Source organism: Bradyrhizobium lupini, from assembly GCF_040939785.1.
GTDB lineage: Bacteria > Pseudomonadota > Alphaproteobacteria > Rhizobiales > Xanthobacteraceae > Bradyrhizobium > Bradyrhizobium canariense_D.
In genome coordinates, this window is record NZ_CP162553.1 from 7,298,748 (window position 1) to 7,310,082 (window position 11,335).

10 protein-coding genes and 2 pseudogenes are annotated in these 11,335 nt (G+C 65.7%); 5 read left to right on the plus strand and 7 right to left on the minus strand.

Annotated elements, in window-relative coordinates:
* Positions 1-7 precede the first annotated feature (7 nt).
* Positions 8-2,751 (minus strand): annotated as a pseudogene (gene topA, locus AB3L03_RS35130) (type I DNA topoisomerase).
* 281 nt (positions 2,752-3,032) lie between these two features.
* Here topA and AB3L03_RS35135 point away from each other — a divergent pair.
* Entirely contained in the window at positions 3,033-3,218 is a 186-nt protein-coding gene (locus tag AB3L03_RS35135; protein WP_018458332.1) for a hypothetical protein, read from the plus strand.
* A gap of 33 nt (positions 3,219-3,251) precedes the next feature.
* Here the strand turns inward: AB3L03_RS35135 and AB3L03_RS35140 are convergent, their stop codons facing one another.
* Both AB3L03_RS35140 and AB3L03_RS35145 read right to left on the minus strand, forming a co-directional pair.
* On the minus strand, positions 3,252-3,806 hold the full coding sequence (locus tag AB3L03_RS35140; RefSeq protein WP_085395633.1) for a flavodoxin family protein: 555 nt from the start codon (positions 3,804-3,806) through the stop codon (positions 3,252-3,254).
* A 212-nt stretch (positions 3,807-4,018) separates the two neighbouring features.
* The gene (locus AB3L03_RS35145; RefSeq protein ID WP_204511390.1) at positions 4,019-4,489 is read right to left on the minus strand and encodes a helix-turn-helix domain-containing protein; all 471 of its coding nucleotides are present in this window, start codon (positions 4,487-4,489) and stop codon (positions 4,019-4,021) included.
* Positions 4,490-4,610: 121 nt separating this feature from the next.
* Between AB3L03_RS35145 and AB3L03_RS35150 the strand changes: the two genes are divergently transcribed.
* Together AB3L03_RS35150 and AB3L03_RS35155 are read left to right on the plus strand one after the other, a co-directional pair.
* Positions 4,611-5,384, plus strand: a complete 774-nt coding sequence (locus AB3L03_RS35150; RefSeq protein ID WP_166517487.1) for an SDR family oxidoreductase — start codon at positions 4,611-4,613, stop codon at positions 5,382-5,384.
* A gap of 177 nt (positions 5,385-5,561) precedes the next feature.
* Positions 5,562-5,744: a hypothetical protein gene (locus tag AB3L03_RS35155; RefSeq protein WP_018458328.1), complete on the plus strand. Its 183-nt coding sequence runs from the start codon at positions 5,562-5,564 to the stop codon at positions 5,742-5,744.
* A gap of 70 nt (positions 5,745-5,814) precedes the next feature.
* Here AB3L03_RS35155 and AB3L03_RS35160 read toward each other — a convergent pair whose 3' ends face one another.
* Positions 5,815-6,423, minus strand: coding sequence for an FMN-dependent NADH-azoreductase (locus AB3L03_RS35160; protein ID WP_018458327.1), 609 nt, complete (start codon positions 6,421-6,423; stop codon positions 5,815-5,817).
* 83 nt (positions 6,424-6,506) lie between these two features.
* Here AB3L03_RS35160 and AB3L03_RS35165 point away from each other — a divergent pair, with 83 nt between their 5' ends.
* Positions 6,507-6,917 (plus strand): helix-turn-helix domain-containing protein, encoded by a 411-nt coding sequence (locus tag AB3L03_RS35165; RefSeq protein WP_018458326.1) that lies wholly within the window; start codon positions 6,507-6,509, stop codon positions 6,915-6,917.
* Here AB3L03_RS35165 and dprA read toward each other — a convergent pair.
* Complete coding sequence (dprA, locus tag AB3L03_RS35170) at positions 6,914-8,056, minus strand: DNA-processing protein DprA (protein ID WP_204511389.1); 1,143 nt, start codon at positions 8,054-8,056, stop codon at positions 6,914-6,916. The two genes, AB3L03_RS35165 and dprA, sit on opposite strands and share 4 nt — an antisense overlap.
* Before the next feature lie 91 nt (positions 8,057-8,147).
* On the opposite strand from dprA, the gene AB3L03_RS35175 reads away from it, so the two are divergent.
* Positions 8,148-9,392, plus strand: a complete 1,245-nt coding sequence (locus AB3L03_RS35175; RefSeq protein ID WP_368507953.1) for an amidase — start codon at positions 8,148-8,150, stop codon at positions 9,390-9,392.
* Here AB3L03_RS35175 and AB3L03_RS35180 read toward each other — a convergent pair.
* Both AB3L03_RS35180 and plsY read right to left on the minus strand, forming a co-directional pair.
* Positions 9,384-10,591, minus strand: a pseudogene (locus AB3L03_RS35180) (patatin-like phospholipase family protein). The gene AB3L03_RS35175 and the pseudogene AB3L03_RS35180 sit on opposite strands and share 9 nt — an antisense overlap.
* 145 nt (positions 10,592-10,736) lie before the next feature.
* Positions 10,737-11,333 (minus strand): glycerol-3-phosphate 1-O-acyltransferase PlsY, encoded by a 597-nt coding sequence (gene plsY / locus AB3L03_RS35185; RefSeq protein ID WP_085383365.1) that lies wholly within the window; start codon positions 11,331-11,333, stop codon positions 10,737-10,739.
* Positions 11,334-11,335: the final 2 nt, after the last annotated feature.

Genomic DNA, 11,335 nt, shown 5'->3' on the forward strand with positions numbered 1-11,335 from the left:
TTAGCCTCTATTTGGTGCCGGCACTTTTCTTGGCCGGAGCTTTGGCGCCAGCTGCCTTGGTCGGTGACGTTTTGGCCGTCGACGACACGGCTGCGCGCGCCTTGCTGGTGGATTCGGATTTGGGTTTGGCCGCCTTCTTCGCGGCCGGCTTTTTGGTTTTTGGTGCGGCGTCATCGCCGTCGGCGGCCTTCGCCGCAGCCTTCTTGGCCTTGGCCGGCTTCGCCGCTTTCTTCGGCTTCTTGCCGCCGCCCTTGGCCGCACGCTCGTCGATCAGCGCGATTGCCTGCGGCAGCGTGATGGCGTCTTTCTCGATGTCGCTCGGGATCGTGGCATTGACGCCACCCGCGGTGACATAGGCGCCGTAGCGGCCGCCCTTTACCGTGACGGTGCCGAGGGTGGGATGATCGCCGATCGCCCTGCCGGGATCAGCGCCGAAGCGGCGGCTCGGGCCCTTGGCGATCTTCTCCGCGATCAGCGTCACCGCGCGGTTGATGCCGATGTCGAACACCTCATCGCCGGCCTCGAGGCTGGCATAAGTCTTCTCGTGCTTCACGAACGGCCCGAAGCGGCCGAGACCCGCGGTGATCGGCTCACCGGTTTCCGGATGCTTGCCGATCTCGCGCGGCAGCGACAGCAGCTTGAGCGCAAGCTCGAGCTCGACATCTCCAGGGGACATCCCCTTCGGAATGCCTGCGCGCTTCGGCTTCTCGCCCTCCGCATAATCCTTCTGCTCGCCGAGCTGGATGTAGGGGCCGAACCGCCCGGCCTTGACCCAGACATCGCGGCCCGTATCCGGGTCCTGGCCGAGCGAACGATCGGCCGTTGCCTCGCCGTCGGCGGCGAGCTGACGGGTGTAGCGACATTCCGGATAGTTCGAACAGCCGACGAAGGCGCCGAACTTGCCGGCCTTGAGATTGAGCCGCCCGTTGCCGCAGCTGGGGCATTGCCTGATGTCGCCGCCATCGGTGCGGGGCGGGTAGATGTGCTGTCCCAGCATGTCGTCGAGCACGTCGAGCACCTGCGCGACGCGCAAATCCTTGATCTCGTCGACCGCGCCGATGAAGCCGGTCCAGAAATCCTTCAGCACCTGCTGCCAGGAGATCTCGTTGTTGGAGATGCGGTCGAGCTGCTCTTCCAGATTGGCGGTGAAGTCGTATTCAACGTAGCGGGCAAAGAAGCTTTCGAGGAACGCGACTACGACGCGGCCCTTGTCCTCGCCGTGCAGGCGCTTCTTCTCGAGCTTGACGTAGCCGCGGTCCTTCAGCACCTGGAGGATCGAGGCATAGGTCGAGGGCCGGCCGATGCCGAGCTCTTCCATGCGCTTGACCAGCGAGGCCTCGGAGAAGCGCGGCGGCGGCTCGGTGAAGTGCTGGGTGACGGCGAGCGACTGCCGCTTCAGCGCATCGTTGGGGCTCATCGCGGGCAGGCGGCGGGAGTCCTCGTCCTCCTCGTCGTCGCGGCCTTCCTGGTAAAGTGCGAGGAAGCCGTCGAACTTGACGACCTGGCCGGTGGCGCGCAGGTCCAGCGTGCGGCCGCCGACCTTCGCCGTGATGTCGACCGTGGTGCGTTCCAGCTCGGCCGATTCCATCTGGCTCGCGATGGTGCGCTTCCAGATCAGTTCATAGAGTCTCGCCTGGTCGGACTCGAGCTTGCGGCTCATGCTGTCGGGACGGCGCGACATGTCGGTCGGCCGGATCGCTTCGTGGGCTTCCTGGGCGTTCTTGGCCTTGGCCTGGTACTGACGCGGCGCGTCCGGCACATAGGCGTTGCCGTAATCCTCGCCGATCACCTTGCGGGCCTGGGTGATCGCGGACGGGTCGATCTGCACGCCGTCGGTACGCATATAAGTAATGAGTCCGGTGGTCTCGCCGCCGATGTCGATGCCTTCATAGAGCCGCTGCGCGATGCGCATGGTGTGCGCCGGCGCAAAGCCGTATTTGCGGCTGGCTTCCTGCTGCAGCGTCGAGGTGGTGAAGGGGGCCTGCGGATTGCGGCGGGCCGGCTTGGCATCGACCGCGGTCACCGCGTAGGCGGCTGCTTCCAGCGCCTTCTTGAAGTCTTCGGCTTCCGCGCCGGTGCCGATGTCGAGGCGCTGGATCTTCTTGCCGTCGGCGCCGACGAGACGGGCCTCGAAGGCGTCGCCGCGCGGCGTCAGCAGGGTCGCGATCAGCGACCAGTATTCGCGCGCAACGAACTTTTCGATCTCGAGCTCGCGGTCGCAGACCAGACGCAGCGCCACCGACTGCACGCGGCCCGCCGAGCGGGCGCCCGGCAGCTTGCGCCACAGCACGGGGAGAGGGTGAAGCCGACCAGATAGTCCAGCGCGCGGCGCGCCATATAGGCGTCGACCAGCGCACCGTCGATCTGGCGCGGATTCTTCATCGCGTCCGTCACCGCCTGCTTGGTGATGGCGTTGAACACCACGCGCTCGATCTTGTGGTCCTTGATCGCGCGCTTCTCTTTCAGGACCTCCAGCACGTGCCAGGAGATGGCCTCGCCCTCGCGATCAGGGTCGGTGGCGAGAATCAGGCGATCGGCGTTCTTGAGGGACTTGGCAATGTCGTTGAGCCGGCCGGCCGCCTTGGGGTCGACCTCCCAGATCATCTTGAAATTGGCGTCGGGATCGACGGAGCCGTTCTTTGCCGGCAAGTCGCGGACATGGCCAAACGAGGCCAGAACCTCGTAGGACGAGCCCAAATACTTGTTGATCGTCTTGGCTTTCGCCGGCGACTCCACAATGACGATATTCATGTAGTTCCAGTAACTTATGGGGAAATTTGGGGCCGAATTCGATGAGATTCGGGTCGGCCCTTTCGTCCCGAACATGGGTGGTGAGGCCGTCGCTGTCAAATCGAGGGCTGTTGAGAGCCCTCCCGATGGGAAAAGTTTCATATCGAGAAAGTTGCAAAATACCACCTTTGAGTTGCGGTCGATGTCGGCGTAATGTTGCCGCGGGGCATGGATTCGGGTGGGGGCTGGTGACTAAGCCAGGAAAGAAACGGGCGGGCGCCGCATCGCGCGCGGGGGGAGGCTTGCGTCACGAGGAACCGGGGGAGGGCGGCGTCGAGGAGGCGGTCGCCTTCATCGCCGAGCAGGTCGGGGCCCTGCGCAAGCTTGCCGAACGGCACAGGCTCGACGTGCTGCATTATCTCCTGGGAATGACCAAGCTCGAGGCGGACGAGCATCTGCGGCTGAGGAGCAAGCGCAGGCTGTCGTGAAGGGGGCGATGTACTGCTCCAACGACGGTGCGGTTAGCCGTTGCGGCTTGCCATTTTGGCCAATCGCAGGCCGAGATATGCGGCCGTGCCGAGGTCGCTCTCCGGCAACGAGCCGTCAATCAAGTGTGTTGCCAGACCAAGCTGGCTGCCCAAACGATTGCGGCCGCTCGGATCCTCGCCACCGGGAATATCCAGTCCGCACCAGAGCATGCCGTGCTGCGCGGCCAGAATGGAAAAGTAGGACAGTGTGTGGAGTTGATCGCCGCTTGCGCAGGCGCCCGTGGTGAACCCGGCTGCGATCTTGTTGGCCCAGCGCTGCTGGCTCCATCGATCACTTGAAGCATCGGCAAACGCTTTGAATTGAGCGGCTGGCCCGCCCATATAGGTCGGGCTGCCAAACGCAACTGCGTCGGCGCCATCGATCGTCTCCAGTAAGCTCTCATTCTGAAAGCGGCCTGACACGATGTCGCCGCCGGTGATGCGACACAGCGTGACCTGCGCTTTGCCATCTGCTCCGCGCGCAACCGCATGCGCCAGCTTCTCGGTGGTGCCCGAGATGGAAAAATAGGTGATGGCGAGCAGGGGCATGGTGGTGCCAGTTTGGTGGGACCTCGCCATCTTTGACGCTGTCGATGGCTTGTACAAGTCCGCCACGCCATATTGCGAGTTGGGACGCTCGGGTACATGCCGACCCGCCTTCGATGAAAGTGGGTCAACCTGCGGAGCAATCGCGGGCTGTCGTAGCCGCGAAGACCGAGCGGAATCGGTCGCCAGGACGACGTTGAAGAGACAGCGCACCGCTATCCCGCTGACCGTCGCCGCGGCGCAGGCCGCGGCTTCAGCGAGGTGTCCGCGAGGCTGAGCAATCGCCCGTCCTCCGCGCGCAGTTCGAGCTTCTTCACCGGTCGGCCTTTCTCGCGATCGACCAGGATGGTCGCGATCTCCGACGGGCGATCGTCGAAATCCTCGCCCCATTGGCGCAGCGCTACCAACACCGGGAAGACGCCGCGGCCTTTCGGCGTCAGCACATATTCCTCGTAAGGGCTGCCGTCGGAGGCGGGGGCCGTGGTCAGGATGCCGTGATCGACCAGCGCGCGCAGCCGCGTCGACAAGATGTTCTTGGCCATGCCGAGCTTGCTCTGAAACTCACCGAAGCGGCGCAGCCCAAACAGCGCCTCGCGGATGATCAGCAGGGACCACCGGTCGCCGATCGCCTCCAGCGATCGCGCGATCGGGCAGGCGTCCCCCTCGAAGCTCGTCCGTTTCACCATGATCTGGTCCTTTCGCGATCGCACGGTCCTGTCACCGTTCACGCGCTCTTGTGGTTGCATCTTAAAACCAGGTGGCCTAGATGGCAATCGTAGTTTTATGATGAAACCACTGGAGGCGAACGTGAGACTGAAGAACAAGACGGCCCTGATCACCGGCGGCAATAGCGGCATTGGACTGGCAACGGCAAAGCTGTTCGTGGCCGAGGGCGCCAAGGTGGTGATCACCGGGCGCAACAAGGAGACGCTCGAGGCGGCCGCGAAGGAGCTCGGGCCGAACGCGCTCGCGCTCGCCGCCGACGCCACCGACATTGCCGCGACCGAATCTGCGATCAAGAAGGGCGCCGAAAAGTTCGGCAAGTTCGACATCCTGTTCGCCAATGCCGGCATCGCCGGCGGTACGCCGCTGGGGTCGGCCACGCTGGAGGTCTTCGAGAAGGTCATCAGCACCAATCTGACCGGCGTGTTCTTCACCGTTCAGTCCGCGCTGCCTTATCTCAACGACAATGCTTCCATCGTCCTCAACGGCTCGGTGATCTCCGTGCTCGGCATTCCCGGCTATTCGGCCTATGGCGCCGCCAAGGCCGGCGTGCGGGCGATGGCGCGGATCATGGCCTCGGAGCTCTCGCCGCGGGGCATTCGCGTCAACGTGGTCGCGCCCGGTGCGATCCGCACGCCGATCTGGGGACCCGCGACCGCGACGCCCGAAGCCGAGAAGGCGTTCGAGAAGCGGATCGCGCTGACGACGCCGCTGGGGCGCATTGGTGAAACAGATCACGTCGCCAAGACTGTGCTGTTCCTCGCCTCCGACGATTCCGCGCATGTGCAGGGCCAGGAAATCTTCGTCGATGGCGGCGCGGTTGCCTCTCCGAGCGGCGCGCCGATCTATCGCGGCTGATCAATCTTGGTGCAAATTGAATCGGTCGGCGCAGCGGCGAGCGGTTGCGCCGGCCGGTTCCCACGTCTCGCGAGCTGTATTTTCTGAACGTTGCGGGAGGCATTGAACCTTCGCTTGCGCTGCCAAGACACTTTTACGGGCAGGGGGTCACGAAGACTCATTTCAAGGGAGCCCGATATGCCAAAGGCAGCTCGTATTATTTCCCCGATTTCAGCACCGCGTATTTACACCGAAAACTCCGCCGTTCCTGCCAAGCGTTCCGACACCTCCGAGTTCGTCGGGGTCGCTCTTTTCTCCGGCATCGGCCTGTTCGTTTCCCTCGTCGCCGTCATCCTGGGCATTCAGGGCGCCTGGTTTTAGCTTCGCCGATCGCGCACCGGTCGATCAGCCGCCGCAAGCGATGTTGCGGCGGCTGATGATGTGCGCGTTATCAGGCCGCGCGGAGGGCGGTCGCCGCCTCGAGCGCGCTTGCGAGCGACTTCTCGCGATGCTCCGGGCCGACCTGGATTCCGTCGGCGCTGATGAATTCGGGATGATGAATCCCCATGAAACCGAACACGCCACGCAGATAGCTTTCGAGGTGCTCCAGCGACGCGGCGGGCGAGCCCGCGCCGTAATAGCCCCCGCGCGAAACCGCGAAGATTACGCGCTTGCCGCCGGCAAGGCCCTGCGGGCCGTTGGCCCCATAGCTGAACGTCTTCCCCGCCACCAGGACCCGGTCGATCCAGGCCTTGAGCTGGCTCGGAATGGTGAAATTGTACATGGGCGCGCCGATCACGACGATGTCGGCGGCAAGAAACTCGTCCAGCGCGGCCTTGCTGGCGGCGAGATCGGGGCCGAGCTCCGCCGGCGCAGGCGCGCCTTGCGCGGCCGCCAGATGCGAGCCGGAGAGATGGGCGAGCGGGCTCTGCGTCAGGTCGCGATAGACGATGTCGAGCGATGGCGTCGCCTGCCTGAGACGGTCGACGATGGCGGCGGAGACTTGCCGCGAAACGGAGTGGGGGCCGAGCACGCTGGAGTCGATGTGGAGGAGTTTCATTCGGGATCACCCTGGTATAAGTTTGTAACCAGAGCTACATGAGTGACTATCGAAATCCCCGCAAGAACGCACCTTTTTGAGCCATGGGCACATCCCTGAAACCTGCGCACATCGATTTGCCCGCCTCACCAAGGCCGGATCCCAACCATGCGGACTGCCGCGGCGTCGCCTCGATCCTCGCGCGCGTCGGCGACAAATGGAGCGTGTTCGTCATCATGATGCTAAGTGACGGGCCCAAGCGCTTTAACGAGCTCAAGCGCATGATCAATGGCATTTCGCAGCGGATGCTGACCTTGACGCTGCGCGGGCTCGAGCGTGACGGCCTGGTCACACGCACGATCTTCCCGACCATTCCGCCGCGGGTAGATTACGAGCTGACCGATCTCGGCCGGGGACTGCAGCAGCCGGTAAAGGCACTCGGCGAATGGGCGATCACGCATCAGCAGCAGATCGCCGCGGCGCGTACGCGCTTCGACGAGCGGACCACTCCTTAAAGCAGCGAGACCAAGCCACCGCCGTGGCGTTCGAGCCGGCCGGCGAGCTCGAGTTCCAAGAGCACGGTACGCACGATGGCCGGCGAGGCGCCGGACATCCGCACGAGATCGTCAATCGTGACAGGGGCAGGGCCGAGCAGGCCGGTGATCTGGTCGCGGTCGTGCCCTTGAGGATCGCTCTCGAACGGCTCGCTGTCGGGCTCGCGCGCGGTACGCATCAGCGGCCGCTCCATGATCGGTGCGACCGCGTTGACGACGTCGGCCGCTTCGGTGACGAGCGTCGCGCCCTGCTTGATCAGATCGTTGGTGCCGGCGGCGCGCGGGTCGAGCGGCGAGCCCGGCACGGCGAACACTTCGCGACCCTGTTCGGCGGCCATGCGCGCGGTGATCAGCGAGCCCGAGCGGTGCGCCGCCTCCACCACGACCACGCCGAGCGCGGCGCCCGAGATCAGCCGGTTGCGGCGGGGAAAGTCGCGGGCGCGCGGCTCGTGGCCGAGCGGCATCTCGGAGATCGCGGCACCCTTGCGGTCGAGGATCGAGGCCAGCAGATCGCCGTGCTCCGGCGGATAGATGCAGTCATGTCCGCCGGCGAGCACGGCTATGGTGCCGCTCTCGAGGCTGGCGCGGTGCGCGGCCTGGTCGACCCCGCGGGCAAGGCCGGAGATGACGACAAAGCCGGCTTCGCCAAGCTCGCGGGCGAGCTGACCGGCGAATTTCAAGCCTGCGCCGGATGCGTTGCGCGAGCCGACGATCGCGATCATCGGTCGCGTCAGCGTTGCATTGTCGCCGCGTACGGCGAGCAGCGGCGGCGCATCGTCGAGCGTTGCCAGCCGCGCCGGATAACCGTCCTCACCGGGCGCGAGCCAGGCAATTCCGAACTTGCGGCTCGCGGCGAGCTCGGCTTTCGCCTCGTCGGCGCTGCAGATGCGCGCCGATCGTTGCGCGCCGCCGCGGCGTGCGAGATCCGGCAGCCGCTCCAGCGCCGCGCGCGCCGAGCCGAAATGCTCGACCAGCGACCGGAACGTGCGCGGCCCGACATTGTCGGACCGGATCAGCCGCAGGCGGTCGATCCTGTCGGCTTCGGTCAGCTCTACACTTGGATTGATGGCGTCCACGGCGGCTCCTTGCAGGGACAGCATGGAACAACCTGAGGGCGTGGGCAACAGTGACGTACGCTTGCGCGACCTTGCCCCGATGCTAAAAGCGATCCCAATAAGAAGGGTATTGCCCATGATCTCACTCGCCGACCTCCAGCGCCGCATCGAAGCGGGCGAGCTTTCGCCCGAGGCCGCCATCGCGCAATCGCATGCAGCCATCGAGGCGCGGGAGAAGGACGTCCATGCCTTCGTCCGTCACGACAGCTCCGCGAAGGCGCAAGCTTCTGGCCCGTTGCGCGGTATCGCGGTCGGGATCAAGGACATCATCGACACCGCCGATTTCCCGACCGAGATGGGATCATCGATCTATCGCGGCTGGCAGCCGCGCGCGGACGCGCCTGTGGTGATGATGCTGAAGCGGGCGGGCGCCACCATCATCGGCAAGACCACGACCACGGCATTCGCCTCGCGCGATCCGACCCCGACGCTCAATCCGCATAACCTCGGGCATACGCCGGGCGGCTCGTCCTCGGGCTCGGCCGCGGCCATCGGTGCCGGCATGATTCCGCTGGCGCTGGGTACCCAGACCGGCGGCTCGGTGATCCGGCCCGCCGCCTATTGCGGCACCGCCGCGATCAAGCCGTCGTTCCGCATGCTGCCGACGGTCGGCGTCAAATGCTATTCGTGGGCGCTCGACACCGTCGGTCTGTTCGGCGCCCGCGCGGAAGATCTCGCGCGCGGACTGCTGGCAATGACCGGCCGCACCGAATTCGCCGGCATCGTCCCGGCGAAGGCGCCGCGCATCGGCGTTATCAGGCAGGAGTTTGCCGGCGCCGTGGAGCCGGCCGCCGAGGAGGGGCTGCAGGCCGCGATCAAGGCGGCGACGCGGGCTGGCGCCAGCGTGCAGACCATCGATCTGCCGCAGGCGGTGCAGGAGGCCTGGCGCATCCACCCTGTGATTCAGGACTTCGAGGCGCATCGCGCGCTCGCCTGGGAATTTTCCGAACGCCACGACGAGATCGCGCCGATGCTGCGCGCCAGTCTCGATGCGACGGTCGGTCTCACACCCAAGGACTACGACGACGCACGCCGGATCAGCCGCCGCGGACGCCGCGAGATCGGCGAATTGTTCGAGCGGTTCGACGTGCTGCTGACCTATTCGGCGCCGGGCACGCCGCCGGCCAAGGAGCTCGCGAGCACCGGCGACCCCCGCTACAACAGGCTCTGGACGCTGATGGGCAACCCTTGCGTCAACGTGCCCGTGCTGAAAGCCAATGGCCTCCCGATCGGCGTGCAGGTGATCGCGCGCTTCGGCAACGACGCCCATGCGCTGGCGACGGCGTGGTTCCTGGAGCAGGCGCTGGCGAAATCAGGCTAGCGCAGGTTCGAGAGCGACGATGCGCTGGCCGGATGCGGCCGGCGCTGCGCTGTGATCTGGACCTTGCTTGAGCCAGCGCCCGGCAGCCTCGCGGCCGCTCCGGTGCAGCGCGCGAATGAAGCCGCGGCCGAGATCGGTCGATGAGCGCTGCGCCAGGCCGTCGACGAAATCTTCCGCGGCGATCCTGGAGAGCCGCAACGACGATGCGGCCTGCGATTGCGCCCATTCGATCGCGGCGATCTCGGCATTGAGGGCGGCGTTGGCCGCGATCTGATCCAGCCTGCGGTCGATCGCGGCGAGCGTGATCGGCACGTAGCTGTCGCGCGCCGGCGTGACCTGGACGAGCAGGATTTCGGTGCTCGTCGTGTCCTGCACGAGCCGCAGCAGGGGGGATTGCCGCCGAGGCCGCCGTCCCAATAAGCCTCGCCGTCGATCTCGACCGCGCAATGAACCAGCGGTGGACAGGTCGAGGCCAGCGCGACGTCGGCGGTGATCACGTCGTTGCGGAAGATCTGCTGCTGCCCGTCGCGGATCCGGGTCGCCGCGATCAGAAGCTTCGGGCAGCGCGGGTCGCGCAAGGCGGAAAAATTGATGTCGCGCGACAGCGCCTGCCGCAGCGGATCGAGATCGAACGGATCGAACTGGCCGGAGCGCAGCGTCGGGCCGAACGCGACCGAGCTTCCCGCCGGCGAGAAGCCGCCGATCAGCATCAGCGATCGGAACGAGGCTTCGTGCATCAGCCGGATCCAGAACCGGTTCAGCCGCGCGCGGGCGCCTTCACGGCCGCCCTCGGCGAAACCGGACGCGAGCAACAGCGCGTTGATGGCGCCGGCACTGGCGCCGCTGATGGTGTCGATCGCGATCGATGGCTCTTCCAGCAGCCGCTCCAGCACGCCCCAGGTGAAAGCAGCGAAGGTGCCGCCGCCCTGAAGCGCCAGCGACAATTTTCGCGGCGGCCATTGCCGCGGGGTCCGATCGTGCGTGACGGGCGCTGCAGTTAGGATTTCGGCTGGTTTCCCCGCTTCCACGATCGGATCGGGCTCGCGCGGTGGAGGTGGGACGGAAGCAGGCGCTGGAGCGACAAGCGGCGAGGGCGCACTAGACCAGATGTCCGTCGTCGAGAGCAGCCGGCTTGCCGCGGTGCAAGCAGCACCTCGCAAATCGCCATCGTCTTGCGCGCTGACAATCTTCTCGCTCATTCTGAGCAACCGCGTAGAGCTATGCCCATGATCAGGGCCGAGCCAGGAACCCGTTCGTCCATACAGCCGTGATTCGGCTGCAAGTTGCGAACACCATTTGCGATATAATGCAGAAGGGGTGCCGCGGTATCCGTGGATTCCCGGCTTATGCCTTCTCGCCGATCCGGCTTTCCTTGCCCGATTGCAGCCGCTTGATGTTCTCGCGATGGGCGTAGAACAGCAGCAGCGTCAGCACCGCGGCCATCGCTGCTAGTGCGAGATGGCCGAACCACCACAGGAACAGCGGCGTGATAAAGGACGCCACCAGCGCAGAGAGCGAGGAATAGCGGGTGGTGAAGGCGGTCGCGAGCCATAGCAGGCAGAACACCAGCGCGGCCGGCCAGAACAGCCCGAGCAGAATGCCGATATAGACGGCGACACCCTTGCCGCCGCGGAACTTGAGCCAGACCGGGAAAAGATGGCCGAGGAAGGCGCCGAGCCCGGCCAGCATCGCGGCGTTGGGACCGGCGATGTAGCCGGCGATCACCACCGCCACGGTGCCCTTGAGCGCGTCGAACAGCAGGGTCGCGGCGGCAAGGCCCTTGCGCCCCGTGCGCAGCACGTTCGTGGCGCCGATGCTGCCGGAGCCGATCGACCGCAGATCCTGCGTGCCGCCGAGCCTGGTCAGGATCAGCCCGAACGGAATCGAGCCGAGCAGGTAGCCGATGACGAAAGCGACCGGCAGAAACAGTTCAAGCGCCATGT